The following is an 18,359-nucleotide window of genomic DNA, read 5'->3' on the forward strand; positions in this document are numbered from 1 at the left end:
GCGACCCGAGCCGCGAGGAGACACGTGCGCACGTCGTGGGGCTCGGCGACCGACCGGGGACGGGTCCGTCGGCTCAACGAGGACGCCCTGCTGGCGTACCCGCCGGTCTTCCTGGTGGCTGACGGCATGGGCGGGCACTCGGCCGGGGACCTCGCGAGCAGGCTCGCGGTCGAGGAGTTCTCGCAGCTCGCGGGATCGCCGGCCGCCTCGCCCGACGAGGTGCACGGCTGCTTCCAGCGGACGGCCCGACGCCTGCGCGAGACGATCGCCGCGGGCCGCACGGCCGGCACGACGGTCGCGGGCGTCGCCATCGCGGCGCACGACGGCGGCTCGTACTGGTTGGTGTTCAACATCGGAGACTCGCGCGTCTACCGCCTCGCCGAGGGTGAGCTCGAGCAGATCAGCGTCGACCACTCGGTGGTCCAGGAGATGCTCGACCGCGGCGAGATCGGCGCGCACGAGGCCGAGGGGCACCCGGAGCGGCACGTCATCACGCGCGCGGTGGGGACCGGCGCGCCGCCCGAGCCCGACTACTGGCTCATCCCGGCGGGTCCCACGGACCGCCTGCTGATCTGCTCCGACGGCCTGACGCAGGAGCTCGCGGACGACGTGCTCGCCCACGTGCTCACCGTCGAGACGGACCCGCAGGTCGCCGCGGCGGTGCTCGTGGAGGCCGCGGTGGCGGCGGGCGGCCGGGACAACGTCAGCGCCGTCGTCGTCGACGTCGGCACCGCCCGCGCCACGGCCGTGAACGAGGCGACCACCGAGCACCCCGAGTCGTCTCCCGCGATCGACTGGGACGAGGTGCTCCACGGCGCGACCATCCCGCGCCTGGAACGTGTGACCGGAACGGAGCAGTGAGGAGCGTGACCATGCGCGAGTACGAGCCCGGCGAGTGGGTCGCCGTCGTGAGCGGCGCGGACGCGGCGTTCCTCCCCGCAGCGACGCCGACAACGACCGTGCGGGCGCTCTGGGAGTCGCTGCGCGCGGGCGCGTCGCTCGTCGAGCACCTCCAGGTCCTCACGCGCGACGGGCTCGGTTCGCTGCCGCCCTTCGCGCTGGTCTCGCTCGAGGCCGGGCGGCTGCACGCGATGGTGCGCGGCGACGTCGCGCTCGACGTGACGACCGCCGCGGGCGACCGCGTGCTCGCCGCTCCGCTGGTGTCGACGTGGTCGGAGGAGGTCGTCGAGGGCGTCGCATCGGTGACGCTCCGCGCGCCGGGTGTCGCCGCGGGCGACGCCGTGACGGACGACGCGCTGCCGCTGGTCGCGGGGGTCGTGCGGGCGGGGGCCCTCCGCCTCGTGCCCGACGCCGAGACCGGCGAGCAGGAGACCGGCGCCACCGCGGTGGTCGTGGAGGAGACGGTGGCGGAGCCGGCGGAGGCCGTCGTGCCCGAGCCGCAGCCGGAGCCGGAGCCGGAGCCCGAACCGGAGCCCGAGCCGGAGCCGGAGCCCGAGCCGGAGCCCGAACCGGAGCCCGAGCCGGAGCCGGAGCCCGAGCCGCAGCCGGAGCCGGAGCCCGAGCCGCACCCCGAGTCCGAGCCGGTCCCCTCTCCCGTCCCCGTCCCGGGTCACCTCGTCATGGCGCCGGACGTCCCGACGCAGAACGAGCACGCCGGCTTCTCCGCGACGATGCACGAGATGCCGGCGGACCCGTTCCCCGACCTCGACGAGGACGAGGTGCTCGACCACACCCTCCTGCGCCCGGCGCACCGGGCGGCGGCTCCCGAGTCGACGCCGATCTCCTCGACGCCGATCTCCTCGATGCCCGCATCCCCGATGCCCGTGCCCTCGACCCCCGCGCCGACGATCCCGCTCTTCGACGACTCCGTGGACCACGACGGCACCACCGTCCTGACCACGGACGTCGTCGCGCTGCGCAAGCAGCTCCCCGACTGGGTCGGCAACGCCGTGCCCGGCCCGCTGGCCGTGCCCGCCTCGACGACGCCCGCCCCGGCGCGCCTCGTGCTCTCGACGGGCGAGGTCGTGACCCTCAACCGGCCGGTGCTCATCGGCCGCGCACCCCAGGTCTCCCGCGTGCAGAACGCCGAGATCCCGCGCCTGGTCACGGTCCCGAGCCCGATGCAGGACATCTCGCGCACGCACGCCGAGGTCCGCATGGACGGCGACCACGTGGTGCTCACCGACCTGCGCTCGACGAACGGCGTGCTCGTCGTCCGCCCGGGAGCCACGCCCCAGCGCCTCCACCCGGGGGAGGCGACCGTGCTCGAGCCCGGTCTCGTCGTCGACCTGGGGGAGGGCATCACCTTCACCGTGGAGCGGGGAGCGTGACCTCGCGCCGCGAACCCTCGACGCCGCCCGACATCCCGGGCTACGAGGCCCGACGCCTCCTCGGGATGGGCGGCTTCGCCGACGTCTTCCTGTACCAGCAACAGATGCCGCGACGGTCCGTGGCGGTCAAGGTCCTGCTCGCCGGCACGCTCGGCCCCGAGGTCCGGTCGCGCTTCCAGACCGAGGCCGACCTCATGGCCCAGCTGTCGCACCACCCGTCGATCGTCACGATCTACCAGGCCGCGATCGCGGGTGACGGACGGCCGTACCTGGTCATGGAGTACTGCTCGCGGCCCGGCCTCGGCGCGCGGTACCGCAGCGAGCGGATCTCGGTCGCGGAGGCCCTGCGGATCGGGATCCGGCTCGCGTCCGCGGTCGAGACGGCGCACCGCGCCGGCATCCTGCACCGCGACATCAAGCCCGCCAACGTGCTCATCACGGACTTCGGCTGGCCCGCGCTCACCGACTTCGGCATCGCGGCCACGACCGGCTGGAGCAGCGGGTCGGCGGTCGGCATGTCGATCCCGTGGTCGCCGCCCGAGCTCCTCGCCGAGGACCCGCAGGGCGACGTGCGCGGCGACGTCTACTCGCTCGGAGCCACGGTCTACTCGCTGCTCGCACGCCGGTCGCCGTTCGAGGTCCCCGGCGGCGCGAACGGCGCCGCGGACCTGATCGCCCGCATCGAGCGCTCGCCGCTCGCCCCGACCGGTCGCACCGACGTGCCCGCGAGCCTCCAGGCCGCGCTCGCGCGCTCGATGGAGAAGGACCCCGCGCACCGCCACCACTCGGCGCTGGCCTTCGCGCGCGCGCTCCAGCAGGTCGAGCTCGAGCTGATGCTTCCCGGCACCCCGGTCGAGCTCCCCGAGGACGTCCTGACCGACGCCGAGCAGGCGGGCGACGCCGACGGCGGCGAGGCGGCCGACCAGCAGCTGACCCGGCTGCGGCCCGTCGTGAGCATCGACCCCGACGCCGACCCCGACGCCGACCCCGCCGACGACGGCGCCCAGGCCACGCGCCTGCGTCCGGTCGCGAGCATCTCGCCCGACGGCGCACCGGCCCGTCCCGCCTCGGCCGTGCCGTCCTACGCGCTGCCCGCCGCGTCCGCGCCGTCGGCCACCGCCCCCGACCGCTCCACCCAGCCGCGCCACCGCCGTCGCCTCGTCCTCGGCGCGGTCGCGGGCGCCGTCGTCGTCGGCGTGCTGGTCGGCGCCGCCGCGCTCTCCCTCGGCGGCGGCGACGCCCCACCCGAGGCCGAGGCCGAGGCGAGCCCGGCCCCGACGGCCACCGTGGCGGTCACCACCGCGGTGCCCACCCCGGTGGACCTGGTCGGCACGACGGGGCCCGACGGCGCGGTCGTGTTCACCTGGGGCAACCCCGAGCCGCAGGACGGCGACCGCTACCTCTGGGGCGTCGTGCAGACGGGCACGCAGCCGCGCATGGAGGTCGTCGACGAGCGGGTCGTGAGCGTGCCCGGCGCCGGGACCGCGGCGCCGGTCTGCATCGAGGTCTCGATCGTGCGGGCCGACCGGCGGGCGTCCACGACCCCGGCCGTGGGGTGCAGCCCGTGAGCCCCCGCGACGGCCTGCGCCGCTTCCTCCCGGCCAACACGTCGCGCACGCTGCGCCGGGGCGACCGCCGGACGTGGACCCGCGTCGGAGCGGTCGCGACCGCGCCCGCCGTCCTCGCGGCCCTCGCGCTCGTCTACCCCGGTCAGCCCGTGTCCCAGGTCGACCTCAACGACGCCGGCGTGTGGCTGACCAACACCTCCGCGCTCAAGCTCGGCCGCTTCAACTCGGTGATCGACGAGCTCAACGGGGGTCTCGTCACCACCGCGACCGAGTTCGACGTGCTCCAGGACGCGTCCGACGTGCTGCTCGTCGAGCCGGGCGCCGTCGCGGTGATCGACCCCGCGTCCGTGACCCCGAGCGCGCAGACGGTCGTCCCGCGGGACGCGCTGGTCTCGATGGCTGCGGGCACGGTGGCGGTCGTCGACCCCGCGGACGGCTCGCTCTGGGTCCGCCCGACGAGCGCGCTCGGCGCCCTGCGCACCGACGCCGACGACGCCGACCTCGAGCTGGGCGAGGGCGGCGCCGCTGTCGTCGCGCGCGACGGCACGGTCGTCGCCATCGCGGCCGACGGTGCCGTCAGCACCCTGGTCACGGCCGACGACGGCACTGCCGGCGTGAGCGAGCCCGGGGACGCCGGGACGCTCGCAGCCGCCCCGCCGACCGGCTGGGACCAGGTCACGGCCGTCGGCGACCAGCCCGTCGCGCTCGCGGGCCGCACGCTGCACACCCTCACCGGGCCGGTCGACCTCGCGCGCTACGGGGACGCGCTGGCGCTCCAGCAACCGGGTCCGGCGTCGGGCACGGTGCTCGTGGCGAGCAGCTCCGCGCTGCTCGAGGTGCCGCTCGACGGCGGCGAGGTGCGCGAGCACGAGTCGGGCGGGAGCGGGAAGCCGGCCGCTCCCGTGCTGGTCGACGGCTGCGCGCGCGCCGCGTGGGCCACCCCGCGGGGCAGCTTCCTGGCGAAGTGCGGCGACGGTGCGCCCGAGGTGCTCGACCTCGAGGGCATGACGACGCGCGACGAGCTGGTCTTCCGCGTGAACCGCTCGGTCGTCGTGCTCAACGACACGCTCGCCGGGCGCCTGTGGGTGCCGCTCGAGGACCCCGAGCTGCGCGAACCGAACTGGCAGGACATCCAGCCGCAGGAGGAGACGCAGGACGACGAGCAGGAGGCAGACAGCCAGCAGAGCGAGCAGAACCTGCTCGCCGAGTGCACCGCGCAGTCGGCGCCGCCCACCGCGAACGACGACGACTACGGCGTGCGCCCGGGCCGCTCGACCGTCCTGTCGGTCATCGACAACGACTCCTCGTCGGACTGCGGCATCCTCGCGATCTCCGAGTTCGACCCCCTGCCGCCCGAGTTCGGCACGCTCGCGCCCATCCACGGCGGGCGGGCGCTCCAGCTCCAGCCCGCCGACGGCGCGCGCGGCTCGGCCGCCTTCACCTACACGGTCACCGACGGCCGCGGCAGCTCGGCGCCCTCGACCGCGCGGGTCCAGCTCACCATCCGGCCCGACGGCGAGAACGGGGCCCCGGCGCAGGTGCGGGTCGGGTCGGTGGTCGTCGAGCAGGGCGCCCAGGCCTCGTACGAGGCGCTCGCCGACTTCACCGACCCCGACGGCGACGACCTCGTGCTGGTCGGCGCGTCGACCGAGCAGGGTGGCACCGTCCGCAGCCGGCAGGACGGCCAGGTGACGTTCCAGGCCGACGGCGGTCAGCTGGGCCGGGTGCAGGTCCGCCTCCTGGTGTCCGACGGCGTCGAGACGGTCGACGGGCTGCTCCTGGTCGACGTGCGCCCCGCGGGCTCGCTCGCGCCCCTCATCGACCCGGTGCACGCGGTCACCTACGTCGACACCCCCGTGACCGTCCGGGCCCTCGACGCGGTCCGGAGCAGCTCGCGCGAGCCCGCGCGGCTGGCCGGGGTCGACGAGGTCCCCGGCGCCACAGTGGTCCCCGACCTCGCCGCGGGAACCTTCAGCTTCAGCGCCGCGCGGCCGGGCAGCTACTACGTGACGTTCCTGGTCACGGCGTCGCCGCAGCAGGCGACCGGCGTCGCCCGGGTCGACGTGCGCGAGCGTCCGGGCCAGCCGGAGCCGCCGACCGCCGTCGGCGACCGCGCGCTGCTGCCGCCCGGCGGCGAGGTCACGATCGACCCGCTCGGCAACGACGTCGACCCGGGCGGGGCGGTCCTGGTGCTCCAGTCGGTCGAGGTGCCCGCGGAGTCGGGGCTGCGGGTGGCCACGCTCGGGCACCAGCTGCTGCGCATCACCGCGACGCGCGTGCTCGAGGGCCCGGTCGTGCTGCGGTACGTCGTCTCGAACGGGACCGCGCAGGCGACGGGCGAGATCCTCGTGCGGCCGGTCCCGGCCGGCGTGACCCAGCAGGCGCCCGTCGTCGAGAACATCGCGGTCTCGGTCCGCACCGGGGGCGTCGTGACCGTCCCGGTGCTCGACCACGCGTACGACCCGGACGGCGACGAGCTCACCCTCGTGCGCGAGCTCGCCGAGCCGCTGCCGGACGGGCAGGGCCTCCTCTTCGTGTCCGGCGACCTGCTGCGCTACCAGGCGCCGACGCAGCCGACCACGGCCAGGGCGACGTTCGCGGTGACCGACGCCGTCGGCAACGTGACCGCGGCCGTGCTCACGGTGACCGTCCACGCGTCCGACCCGCAGACCAAGGCCCCGCCGCGCCCGCGCAGCCTCGAGGCGCGCGTGTTCGCGAGCGAGACGGTCCGCATCCAGGTCCCGCTGGTCGGCATCGACCCCGACGGCGACGGCGTCAGCCTGCTCGGCCAGGACCAGGTGCCGACCAAGGGCCGCATCACGGCCGTCGGCGCCGACTGGCTCGAGTACCAGGCCCTGCCGGGCGAGCTCGGCACCGACCAGTTCACGTACGCGGTCGAGGACTGGGTGGGGCAGCGCGCGGTCGCGACGGTCCGTGTCGGCATCGCGGCGCGGCCGACGACGGCGGCCGCCGTCATCGCCCGGAACGACGACGTCACCGTGCGGCCGGGTCAGCAGGTCGAGGTGCGCGTGCTCGCGAACGACGTGGACCCCGGGGGCGCCGAGCTGCAGCTCGCGCCCGACCTCGAGCTCGCCGAGGGCGTCGACGCGCGGGTCGAGGGTCGCCGGATCGTCGTGCGGGCCCCCGATGCCGAGGCTGTCCTCCAGATCGCCTACACCGCGACGAACGAGCGCGGCGGTCGCGACAGCGCGGTGCTCACCGTCACGGTCTCGAACGACGCGACCGTGCTGCCCCCCGTCGCCCAGGACGTCGTCGTGCCGCCGACCGACACGGTCGGGCGCACCGAGGTCGAGGTGGACGTGCTCGCCGTCGCGCAGAACCCGAGCGGGCCGCTGAGCGACCTCGCCGTGTCGGTGCACCCGACGGCCGCGTCGACCGCGACCGTCACGCCCGGCGGAGCCGTCGTGGTCACGCTCGTCGAGACGGCGCAGACGCTCCCGTACGTCCTGACCAACACGAACCCGCAGGCCGACGGCCTGAGCACCTACGCGTTCATCACCGTGCCGGCGCTCGGCGACTTCCCGCCGATGCTGCGTCCCCGCGCTGCGGCCCTCGAGGTGCTCGCGGGGGAGGAGCTCGTCATCCCGCTCGCGGAGCAGGTCCAGGTCGCGCCCGGCCGGACCGCGACGATCAGCGACCCGGCGAAGGTCCAGGCCACCAAGGCCGACGGGTCGCCGCTCTGGCGCGACGGGACCACGCTGACCTACCGCGCGCCGCGCACCTACGCCGGCCCGGCGTCGATCTCGTTCGAGGTCACCGATGCGACCGGTCCCGGCGACCTCGAGGCGCGCACCAAGGTCCTCACGCTGCCGATCACGGTGTACGCGGTCGAGGACTACCCGCCGGCCTTCGTGCCGTCGGTGATCGACGTGGCGCCCGGTGAGGCGTCCATGTCGGTCGACCTCACCGCGTTCACGTCCGCCCCCGTGGGCACCGGCGGCGCCGCGAACGCCTACAGGTACGCGATCACCTCGGCCGTCCCGCAGGGGTTCAGCGCGACGCTCGACGGCTCGGTGCTGCGCGTCGCGGCCGAGACGACCGCGCCCAAGGGCACGTTCGGGACGCTCGGCCTGAGCATCGGTTACGGCGTCGGCGGGTCGATGGACGCGCGGGTCGAGCTCCGCGTCATCGCGAGCACGCGCCCGCTCGCCCGCGTCGTCGACGTCACGGTGGCCGACGGCGTGGAGGGCCGCGCGTCGAACGTGCCCGTCCTCGCCGGGGCCTCCAACCCGTTCCCCGGGTCGCCGTTGGCGCTCCGCGGCGCGACGGTCGAGACCCCGGGCGCGGGCACGGCGGCCGTGGCCGGTGACCAGGTCTCCGTGCGGCCCGCGGCCGGGTTCATCGGCACGATGGTGACGCGGTTCAGCGTCCGCGACGCGACCGGCGATCCGCAGCGCGAGGTCGAGGGGCGCGTCACCGTCGTCGTGCGCGGCCGGCCCGCGACCCCGACGGCGCCGCGCGTCGTCGAGGTCCGCGACCGGACCGTGGTCCTGGCCTGGGTCGCGCCGGTCAACAACGGCGAGGCGATCACGGGCTACCGCGTGACCGCGAACCCCGGCGGCATCGTGCGCGACTGCGCGAGCACCACGTGCACGATCGACAACCTGGTCAACGACACCGAGTACACGTTCACGGTCGCCGCGCGGAACGCCGTCGACTGGTCCGACCCGAGCCCGGTCTCGCCGCCCGCGAGGCCCGACGCCGTGCCGGACGCACCGGGGGCCCCGGTGCTCCAGTTCGGGGACGGGCAGGTCACGGCCACGTGGGCCGCGCCGACGAGCCCCGGCTCGCCCGTCGACAGGTACACCGTGGAGATCAGCCCGGCGCCCCGGAGCGGGGGGGCGGTGACGACGCGGTCGACGTCGCAGACGTTCACCGGGCTCACGAACGGTACCGAGTACACGGTCCGGGTGAAGGCGTTCAACAGGCTGGTCGACGGCGGCCCGTGGAGCACCTGGTCGGCGCCGATGGTCCCGGCGAGGCCGCCGGAGGCGCCGGCGCTGACGGCGTCGCGGCGCTCGTCGATGTCGGCCGGGCAGGGCACGATCGACGTGACGTGGGGCCCGCCCGCCACCAACGGTGACCCGGTGAACGGGTTCGAGCTCGTCGTGAACCGGGGGACGCCTGTCGCGCTGCCGGGGTCGGCCACGTCGTGGCAGCTCACCGGCGCCCAGCGCGGGCGGGACTACACCTTCACGATCCGGGCCCGGAACAAGGCCGGCTGGGGTGCGTGGGGCGAGGCGACGGGCGCGACGTGGAGCGCGCCGTCCGAGCCGCTCGCCCTGGCGGCGGCCGACGCCGGCCGTCGCGACGCGGCATGGGGCGAGGGCGCGGTGCGGCTGTCGTGGCAGGCGCCGGCCGACCCGGGCGGCGACGACGTGTGGATCGACGCGTACGAGATCGAGGGGCCGCAGGGGACCCGGCGCGTCGGCGGGGGCTCGACGGAGGAGACGTTCGGCGGGCTCACCGCCGGGCCGTCGCCCGCGTACCGCCTGCGTGCGATCAACCGCCACGGCGAGGTGAGCCAGTGGGTCGCGTTCCCGTCGGCGCAGGTCACCACGGCCGCAGAGTCGCCCGACGTGACCGCCGACGTGACGGTGCTCGACGAGGTCACCATCCGGTGGGCGCCGCGTTCGGACGGCGGCTCGCCGTACACGCGGTTCCGCTACAGCGTCGACAACCGCAGCTGGACCGAGGTCGCGGGCGACCAGCGGTCGGTCACGATCGGCCTGCGGCAGAGGGACCGGGGCGACGACTTCACGGTCTACGTGCAGGCCGGCAACGCCCGGGGATGGAGCACGTCGGGCCAGGTGTCCGGGACGTTCGCGTCGGAGCGGGCGCCCGAGCCGGGGCCGACCCCGACGGACCCGCCGGCCGCCCCGCCGGCCGCCCCGCCCCCGGCGGGCACCCCGTGAGCCGCGACGGCGCGCGTCCCGTCTCGACGCTCGGGTGGCTCACGCTCGCGCTCGGCGCGGCGCTCGGTGGCACCGGCTGGTGGTTCGGCTGGGTCGAGCTCGCGAGTGCCGGGGTCGCGCTCCTCGCCGCGTTCGGCGTCGGGCTCGTGCTGGCCGTCGGCCGGTCGACGTACGCCGTCGAGCTCGACCTCTCGGGTGACCGTGTGCGGGTCGGCCAGCGGGCGGTCGGCCGGATCGCGGTGCGGAACACGTCGCGGCGCCGGTTGCTGCCCGCGCAGGTCGAGCTGCCCGTCGGCCGCGGGGCGGCCGACTTCGACCTGCCGTCGCTCGGGCCGGGCGCGGAGCACGAGGACGTCTTCGCGGTGCCGACGTCGCGTCGCGGCGTCGTCGTCGTCGGGCCCGTGCGGTCGGTGCGCGGCGACCCGATCGGGCTCGTGCGCCGGCGGCTGCGCTGGACCGATCCGGTCGACCTCTACGTGCACCCCGAGACCATGCCGCTCGACGGCGCGGGCTCGGGCGTGCTGCGCGACCTCGAGGGCCAGGCGACCCGGACGATCTCCGACAGCGACATGTCGTTCCACGCGCTGCGCGACTACGTCGCGGGCGACGACCGTCGGCACATCCACTGGAGGACGAGCGCGCGGCTCGGCGAGCTCATGGTGCGCCAGTTCGAGGACACCCGGCGCACGCACACCGCGCTCGCGCTCTCGACGCGGCCGGGCGACTACGCGGACGCCGACGAGCTCGAGCTCGCGATCTCGGTGACGGCCTCGATCGCCGTGCAGGCGCTGCGCGACGAGCGCGAGGTCACCGTCCTCGCGGGGGAGGGGCGGCTGCGGACGGACTCGCCGGTCCGCCTGCTCGACGACGTCGCGGCGCTCGAGCCGGCCGACGCGCAGCGGGGGAGCGCCGACCTGGCGGGGTGGGTCGCGCGTCAGGTGCCGCACGCGTCGGTCGCGATCCTCGTCGTCGGGTCGACGCCGACCGAGGCGGAGCTGCGCGCGTCGACCCGCGTCATCCCGGCCGGCGTCCGGGCCGTCGCGCTCGTGTGCGACCGCCGCGGCGAGGTCGGGGTTCGGACCGACGACTCGCTGACGCTGGTGCGCGTCCCGTCGCTCGCGGACCTGCCGCGCGCGCTGCGTCGGGCGGTCGTCGCATGAGCCGGAGTCCCACGAGCGGTAGTCGCACGAGCGGTGGTCGAACGAGCAGTGCGAGCCGGAGCAGCTCGAGCCCGAGCAGCTCGCGCAGCGCTCGACCGGTGACGGTCGACGTCCTCGTGCTCACGGCCGCGCTCGCGCTCGCGCTGCTGCCGGTCCTGCCCGCCTACGGCGTCGCCGCCGTCGTCCCCGCGATCGCCGGCGGCCTCGTGCTCGGCGCGGGCGTGGCCGTCGTCGCCGCCCGCCGCCGGTGGCCGACCCTGCTGACGCTCGCGGCGGTCGTCGTCGTGTTCCTCGTCGCCGGCGGCCCGCTCGCCGCGCCGTCGACGACGCTCGCGGGCGTCGTCCCGACGGGGCGCACGCTGACGACGCTGGTCGCGGGCGCCGTGACGGCGTGGAAGGAGTCGGTGACCCTCGACCCGCCGCTCGGCGCGCTCGGCGGCGTGCTCGTCGCGCCGTTCCTGCTCGCGCTCGGCGGCTCGGCGCTCGCGGCGAGCATCGCGCTCCGGGTGGCCGCGGGTGGCCGGGCCGCGCTCGCGGCGCTCGTGCCGCCGGCGGTCGGCGTCGTCGCGCTCCTGCTCGGCACCAAGGAGCCCGTGCTCGGCGCGCTCGCGGGTGCGTCGGCGGTGATCCTGCTCGCGACGTGGGCGGCGTGGCGGCGCGGCACCCTGCAGGCCCGCCGGGTGCTCACGCTCGCGCTGCTGGTCGGCGTGGTCGGCGCGAGCGGCGTCGTCGTCGGCCCCCTGGTCGCCGCGCAGCACCCGCGCTACGTGCTGCGCGACGAGATCACGCCGCCGTTCGACCCGCGCGACTACCCGAGCCCGCTCGCCGGGTACCGCAGGTACGTCAAGGAGTGGAAGGACGCCGCGCTGCTCACGGTGCGCGGGCTGCCCGCGGGCACCCCGGTGCGGATCGCCACGATGGACGCCTACGACGGCGTGGTCTGGAACGTGTCGGACGGCGACGCGGCGGAGGGGTCGGGCGCGTTCCGCCGCGTCGGCGCGACGCTCCCTCGGACGCTCGAGGGCCAGGACGTGTCGGTCGAGGTGGAGGTGCTCGAGCTGCCGGGCGTCTGGCTGCCGACCGTGGGCGAGCCGACGTCGATCACGATCGGCGCAGCCGGGACGTCGGGGCCGGCGCGGACTGCTGGATCGGCGAACGGCTCGGGCCAGGCCGCGACGTCGCGCACGGCCGGCGCAGCGGCGGGCACCCACGAGCAGCTGCGCTTCAACGACGCGACGGGGGCCGCCGTCCTGACCGGGGGCCTGCGGGAGGGGCTCCGCTACACGGTCGACGCCGTCGTCCCCGAGGTGCCGACCGACGAGGACATCGGCGAGGCCGAGCCGGGACGCCAGACGCTGCCGCGGCCGTCCGGCGTGCCCGACGTCGTGCCGCTCCTCGCGGGTGAGATCGCGGGGACCGCCTCGTCGCCGGTCGAGATCGCGCGCGCCCTCGAGGCGGGGCTCGTCGAGCGCGGGTGGTTCAGCCACGGCCTCACCGACGCGGGCGACCACCCGTCGCTCTCGGGACACGGCGCGGACCGCATGACGACCCTGCTGAGCGGCGAGCTGATGGTGGGGGACAGCGAGCAGTACGCGTCCGCGATGGCGCTCATGGCGCGCGAGCTGGGCCTGCCGTCGCGCGTCGTGCTCGGGTTCTGGCCCGACGACGAGGCGGTCGAGGCCGCGGCCGGCTCCGAGGAGGGCCTCACGCTCACGGGCGACGACGCGCAGGCGTGGGTCGAGGTCGCGTTCGCGGGCCACGGCTGGGTGCCGTTCCGTCCGACGCCCGACGAGAGCAAGACGCCGACCGACGAGACGCCCGTCGAGCAGTCCGACCCGCAGCCGCAGGTCATGCAGCCCCCGCCGCCGCCCGCCGACCCGGTCACGCCGCCCGAGGACGACACCGAGCAGCCGCAGACGCAGGACCCGGAGCGCGAGGAGGAGACGGCGTCGTCGTGGCGCCGGATCGCCCTCGTCGCGGCCGCCGCGAGCGTGCCACTCGTCCTGCTGCTGGGTCCCGCCGCGGTGCTCGCCCTGCTGCGCCGCCGCCGACGACGCCGCCGTCGCCTTCGCGGGGACGGGGTCGCCCGGGTGGTCGGCGGCTGGGACGAGGTGCTCGACGCCGCCCGCGACCTCAAGCACCCGGGCCCGGCCGGGCGGACGCGCCGCGAGACGGCTGCCGAGCTCGCCGACCGGTTCGGGGACGCCAGCCGCGACCCGCTCGCGGTGCTCGCCACCGGCGCCGACGCGGTCGTGTTCGGACCCGGCGAGCCCGCGGACGACGCGGTCGAGCGGTACTGGTCGCAGGTGGCCCGGACCGTCGCGGCGATGCGCGCGGGCGTCCCGCGGCGCCGTCGGCTGCGTGCCCGCTGGTCCGCGTCGTCGCTGCGGCACCGCCGTCGCCTCCGGCGCGCCGCCGCCAAGGACGCCGCCCGGGCCCGCCGCCCCGGCCGCGACGCGCGCTCCGCCGAGGTGCCGCGGTCGGTCCGCGGCGCGCGACCCCCGGCTACCGTTCTCGGGACGCGGACGAAGAACCCGCAGTCCCGTCGCCCACGAGTCCCGGCGTCCGCACGCCGTGACGGAAAGCGGTGAGATCACCCATGTCGATGTTCCGGACCGTTCCTGCGCCGATGGGTCGACGGCTGCTCGCGTACCTCGTCGACTCGCTCGTGCTGTCGCTGCTGGCCGGCGTGCCGCTCCTGCTGGCGCTCGTCCCCGCGGCCGCGGCGCAGGCCGAGGACCCGACGGTGCAGCCGAACGGGCTGCTCGTGGCGCTCGCGGCCGTGCTCGCGCTCGCGGTCGGCGGGTTCCAGTGGTGGTACCAGGGCACGCACGGCTGGACCCTCGGCAAGCGCCTCGTCGGCATCCGGACCCTCTCGGCCGAGACCGGGCGCCCGATCGGCATGGTGCGCGTCCTCGTGCGGTACCTGGTGATCGCGGGGTGCTCGCTGGTGCCGGTCGTGGGGGCGGCGCTGGTCTTCCTCTCGCCGTTCTTCGACGCGACGGGCCGCCGCCAGGGCTGGCACGACCGGGCGGCCGGCGACGTCGTCCTCGACGTCTGGAACGGCCGCGACCCGTCCGTCGCGGACGAGTCGACGACCGCGAGCTTCACGTCCCGGGTCGAGGGCATGCTGGAGGTGGACGCGAGCGCGGCCGGGACGCGGCGCGGTGCTCGCGCGGAGGCGGCCGAGGCGGCCGCGTCTGCTGCCGGCGGCCCCGCGGTCGCTGCAGCGCCCGCGCCCGGCGCACCGCCCACGCGCATCGACCCCTGGGCCGACGCGCTCGCGCACCGGACCCTCGACACCGAGCGCCTGCCGACCGTCCCCGTCCCCGTCGACACGCCGTTCCCGGTCGCACAGCCGGACGCGACCGTCGCGCAGGTCGTCGGCCCGGTGCCCGCCCCGCCCCTCGTGCCCACGCCGCCCACCCCGGCGGCCCCGCGGACGGCGCCCGTCACGACGTCGATCCCGGCCTGGGCCGGCGCCGGCGAGGACGTCGAGTCGACCCGGATGAGCCTGCCGCGGCCGGCCCCGGCGCCGGCCGACCGCCGGCACCCGGACGTCCCGTGGGCCGACCTCGCGCTCTCGGACGGTCGGCGCGTCACCGTCGCCGGGACGGCCCTGCTCGGCCGCAACCCCGCCCCGCGCGCGGGCGAGTCGCCCGACATGCTGCTGCCCGTGATCGACATGGGCCGCTCGGTCTCGAAGACGCACCTCGCGGTCGGGGTCGACGTGCACGGACCATGGGTGGTCGACCGCCGCTCGACCAACGGGACCGTCGTCACCCTGTTCGACGGGCAGCAGATCCTCTGCGCGCCCGAGCAGACCGTGCGCCTCGCGACCGGTGCGACCGTGTCCTTCGGCGACTACGCCTTCACGGTGCTGACGGTCGGTCAGGGCGGCGAGGGCCCGGTCGTCGTCGAGGACGAGCGGGTGGAAGCCTCGGGCTCCGGAGGTGCGGGCGGCGGGGTCCGAGCGAGCGGCGCGAGGGGAGCGGGCGCATGAGCGGCACGGTCACGTTCCCGAGCGAGGCGTTCCCGGCCTACCCGGCGATCGCGCTCGACCACCCCAGGGGCTGGGGCCCGACGGCGGGGGTCGGCGTCGTGCTCGCCGTCGGCAAGCGCGTGATGCCGAAGCAGTTCCAGCCGTTGGTCACGGTGACGATCGCGCGCTTCGCGCCGGGCTACACCCTGGACGACGCCGTCGCGACCGTTCTCGCGAGCGTCGCGCCCCTCGAGCACTACCAGGAGCTGGGCCGCGCCGAGCTCGAGGTGCTCGGCGGGCCCGGCTTCCGGATCGAGGGCGCGTTCCTGCACCCCCAGGTGGGCGGGCTCGTGCAGGCGGCGCGCATCACCGTCGTCGACCACGGCTCGGCGGTCGACCTGGTGCAGGTCACCGGCACGTGCACCGCGACCCAGGCCAAGGGCACGCTGGAGGAGATCCGCACGATCCAGGCGAGCGCGCGGCGGGTGTAGGGGACCCGGTCCGCTAGCCGGTCCTCGAGCCGGTCGGCGTGGGTCGGCCTCAGTCCCGAGGCGACACGACCCAGATCCAGTTCCCGTCGGCGTGACGCAGCGCGAACATGAGCGGCGCGACGGGGATCTGCTGCGACTCGCCATCGAGGTCGATCCCGCCGCCGGCGGCGAGCCGCGCGTGCTCGGCGAGCACGTCGACGACCTCGACGCCGATCGATGCCGGCGGGCGTCCCGCGCATGGCGCTTCAGGTAGGCCGACTCGCCGTACTGGCGAGGCCAGGCGACACCTCAGGTACGGTGTCGGATCCGAGCCTCAAACGTCCGCCAGATGTGACCGGTCGCCGGCAGCGGGCCAAGTTCGTGACAGAGGTCGGAGCAGCGCCTAAGTTCCTCAGTGGCGTCGCACCAGTACTCGAAGGTGCGGCAAGCGGTCTCGACAACGAGGTGGCTCGGTGACGAAGCGACACGCACGATTCCGACCGAGGGCCGCGAAGGCGCTCCTAATCGTCACGACGCTCGTCGTTTCGGGGTGCTCAGTGGGATTGAAGGAGCCCACCCCGCCTCCCGTAGCCACCGTGACGGAGGCGCCTATGGTTGAGTCGACTCCCACGCCGACCACCGCACTCACATGGTCGGACGTTTACGCGATAGAGAGCTCAGGCGTGGCGCGCATCGCCGTAGTCACTTGCGACGGTGGTGGGACCGGATCGGGGTTTCTGGTCGCGCCGGACACCGTGATGACGGCAGCGCACGTGGTCGAGGGCGCGACGACGGTGTCGCTCCGATTCGGCGCGGAAGTCTTCGCCGGCGAGCCGGTGCTGATGGACACAGAGAACGACCTCGCGCTTGTGCGGGTGGACGGGCAGCCCGCCGGTCACCGCTTTGCCATCGCCGAGGAGCCCGCGGTGGTCGGCGAAGACGTGGCCATCTTGGGTTACCCCGAGGGGCGGCCTCTCGGCATGACTCAGGGTGCCGTGACGTCCGTTGACCTGCGCATAAACGCAGAGGACCGAGACCTGCGCGGGGTGTTCCGCACCGACTCGGCGATCAACCCGGGCAATAGCGGCGGCCCGGTGCTGAACAAGAGCGGGGATGTCGTCGGAGTGGTCAGCGCCGGCTCGGATGGTCCCGGGGACGGCTACGCCGTGTCCCAGCCACGTATCGCGGCCGTCGTCGCGGCCCAGGCCGATAGCGCCGTCGTGCCGCCGGCGGAGGAGTGTGAGGCGAGCGGCGAAGAGCGGTGGGACGACCCCGTCCAGGTGTCGGTCACCAGCACGCACCCCGAGGCGCCCTCGATAGCGCAGACGCTGCAACTGTACGGCCAAGCACTCAACGAGAGATACAACGACTTGGTCTGGTACCTACTCACCCCATCCATGCACGAGCGCGTGGGAGACTACGACACCTACTTCGAGGGCCTTTCCACGAGCTCATGGATCTCGGTCGACGTGCTCGAGGTGGAAGTGTTGGACGAGGTCACCGACGAGGCCACGGTCGCATTGCGCACCACGCAGACCGCCGAGTACGGCCCGGATGGCGCGACGTGCTCAGACTGGGTGATCACCTACACCCTGGTGCTCGACGCGGGCGAGTGGCAGATCGACGGCGCCCGTCTGGCCGACGGACCTCCCTTGCCATGTCCAGACGAGGAAAGCGTTGAGGACCTGTAGGTCGTCTTTTCCGCAACCCTGGGCAGCGAACACCTCCGTCGCACCCATTCGGCCGCTGCTGGAGGTGATCGCTCATGCCGCATATGGTGCGCGTCGCTGGATCCGCTCCGGCTGGCTGGGTGAAGGTCGTCACTTCCCGTCAATCGTTCCAGCAACCAGTCGATGGCTCGGAAGACGACGGCCACACATGGTTGCGCACCAATGCAGAAGGATACAACCTCGATGCGACGACTGTCTCATCCGTCCCAGCGGGCGCTGGCCCAGTGGCGTCCCGCAGAGTGGTGTGCGAGCGGCCCTCGTCGGTGAGGGTGTTGTAGACGAAGTGGCGGGTCACCGCGTGATTCTTCGAGAGACCTACAAAGTCGACTCGAGAGACGGACCCGCGATGACCGCTGTTCCCAGTCTGGACCCTGCCCGGTTCCTGCACGAGCACCTGACCACCGCCTCCACGGACCTGCTGCGCGAGCTGCTGGGCGTCTTCATCGACGCGTTGATGGGCGCCGAGGCCGACGCGATCTGCGGGGCAGAGTACGGCACCCGCGCACCGGAGCGGGCCAACACCCGTAACGGTTCCCGGCACCGGGACTTCGACAAGAGGGTCGGCACGATGGACGTGGCGATCCCCAAGCTGCGCGCCGGGACCTACTTCCCGGACTGGCTCCTGGAGCGGCGCCGCCGGGCGGAGGCCGCCCTGACCAGCGTGGTCGCGACCCGATACCTGCTCGGGGTCTGCACCCGGCGGATGGACAAGTTGGTGGAGTCCCTCGGCATCACGCGGCTGAGCAAGTCCCAGGTCTCCCGGATGGCGCAGGACCTGGACGAGCAGGTCGCGGGGTTCCGCACCCGCCCGCTGGACGCCCCCCCTACATGATTCTCGCCGCCGACGCGCTGAGCGTGAAGGTCCGCGAGGGCGGGCGGGTGGTCAACATCGCGGTCATGGTCGCCACCGGGGTCAACGCCGACGGGCACCGGGAGATCCTCGGCATCGACGTGTCCACCGCCGAGGACGGCGCCGGGTGGTTGGCGTTCTTCCGGGACTTGACCGCCCGCGGCTTGACCGGGGTCAAGCTGGTGACCTCCGAAGCCCACCGCGGATTGGTCGCCGTGATCGGCGCGACCCTGCCCGGCGCGAGCTGGCAACGGTGCCGCACCCACTACGCCGCGAACCTGATGAGCGCGACCCCGAAGTTCGCGAGATGATCCGCACCGGCACGCAGTTCGGGCTGCGATCGTGGCAGTGCGGCGTGACGCCATCTCCCGC

The 18,359-nt window shown here is 75.0% G+C and carries 10 protein-coding genes and 1 pseudogene; 10 read left to right on the plus strand and 1 reads right to left on the minus strand.

Annotation, left to right across the window (positions count from 1 at the left end):
- The first annotated feature begins 24 nt into the window (after positions 1 to 24).
- From HIR71_RS00990 to HIR71_RS01025, 8 genes are all read left to right on the plus strand, one after another.
- On the plus strand, positions 25 to 861 hold the full coding sequence (locus tag HIR71_RS00990; protein ID WP_169322728.1) for a PP2C family protein-serine/threonine phosphatase: 837 nt from the start codon (positions 25 to 27) through the stop codon (positions 859 to 861).
- Positions 862 to 872: 11 nt separating this feature from the next.
- Positions 873 to 2,291 (plus strand): FHA domain-containing protein, encoded by a 1,419-nt coding sequence (locus HIR71_RS00995; RefSeq protein ID WP_169322729.1) that lies wholly within the window; start codon positions 873 to 875, stop codon positions 2,289 to 2,291.
- Positions 2,288 to 3,859 carry a serine/threonine-protein kinase gene (locus HIR71_RS01000; protein ID WP_169322730.1) on the plus strand — a complete coding sequence of 524 codons (1,572 nt, stop codon included), beginning with the start codon at positions 2,288 to 2,290 and terminating at the stop codon, positions 3,857 to 3,859. Before HIR71_RS00995 ends, HIR71_RS01000 begins: the two co-directional genes overlap by 4 nt.
- Positions 3,856 to 9,795: an Ig-like domain-containing protein gene (locus tag HIR71_RS01005; protein WP_311836006.1), complete on the plus strand. Its 5,940-nt coding sequence runs from the start codon at positions 3,856 to 3,858 to the stop codon at positions 9,793 to 9,795. Before HIR71_RS01000 ends, HIR71_RS01005 begins: the two co-directional genes overlap by 4 nt.
- The gene (locus tag HIR71_RS17305) at positions 9,792 to 10,955 is read left to right on the plus strand and encodes a DUF58 domain-containing protein (protein ID WP_211373669.1); all 1,164 of its coding nucleotides are present in this window, start codon (positions 9,792 to 9,794) and stop codon (positions 10,953 to 10,955) included. The genes HIR71_RS01005 and HIR71_RS17305 overlap by 4 nt, the downstream gene beginning before the upstream one ends.
- Positions 10,956 to 11,053: 98 nt before the next feature.
- Positions 11,054 to 13,546 (plus strand): transglutaminase-like domain-containing protein, encoded by a 2,493-nt coding sequence (locus HIR71_RS01015; protein WP_311836007.1) that lies wholly within the window; start codon positions 11,054 to 11,056, stop codon positions 13,544 to 13,546.
- Complete coding sequence (locus tag HIR71_RS01020; RefSeq protein WP_169322733.1) at positions 13,543 to 14,958, plus strand: RDD family protein; 1,416 nt, start codon at positions 13,543 to 13,545, stop codon at positions 14,956 to 14,958. Before HIR71_RS01015 ends, HIR71_RS01020 begins: the two co-directional genes overlap by 4 nt.
- Positions 14,955 to 15,428: an LpqN/LpqT family lipoprotein gene (locus tag HIR71_RS01025; protein WP_169322734.1), complete on the plus strand. Its 474-nt coding sequence runs from the start codon at positions 14,955 to 14,957 to the stop codon at positions 15,426 to 15,428. Before HIR71_RS01020 ends, HIR71_RS01025 begins: the two co-directional genes overlap by 4 nt.
- 49 nt (positions 15,429 to 15,477) lie before the next feature.
- Here the strand turns inward: HIR71_RS01025 and HIR71_RS01030 are convergent, their stop codons facing one another.
- On the minus strand, positions 15,478 to 15,621 hold the full coding sequence (locus HIR71_RS01030; protein ID WP_169322735.1) for a hypothetical protein: 144 nt from the start codon (positions 15,619 to 15,621) through the stop codon (positions 15,478 to 15,480).
- 469 nt (positions 15,622 to 16,090) lie between these two features.
- Here HIR71_RS01030 and HIR71_RS01035 point away from each other — a divergent pair, with 469 nt between their 5' ends.
- Positions 16,091 to 17,098, plus strand: a complete 1,008-nt coding sequence (locus HIR71_RS01035) for a trypsin-like peptidase domain-containing protein (protein ID WP_169322736.1) — start codon at positions 16,091 to 16,093, stop codon at positions 17,096 to 17,098.
- 385 nt (positions 17,099 to 17,483) lie between these two features.
- Positions 17,484 to 18,286 (plus strand): annotated as a pseudogene (locus HIR71_RS01040) (IS256 family transposase); the annotation flags it as partial.
- Positions 18,287 to 18,359 lie beyond the last annotated feature (73 nt).

Origin of the sequence: Cellulomonas fimi (assembly GCF_012952065.1) — a bacterium.
GTDB lineage: Bacteria > Actinomycetota > Actinomycetes > Actinomycetales > Cellulomonadaceae > Pengzhenrongella > Pengzhenrongella fimi_A.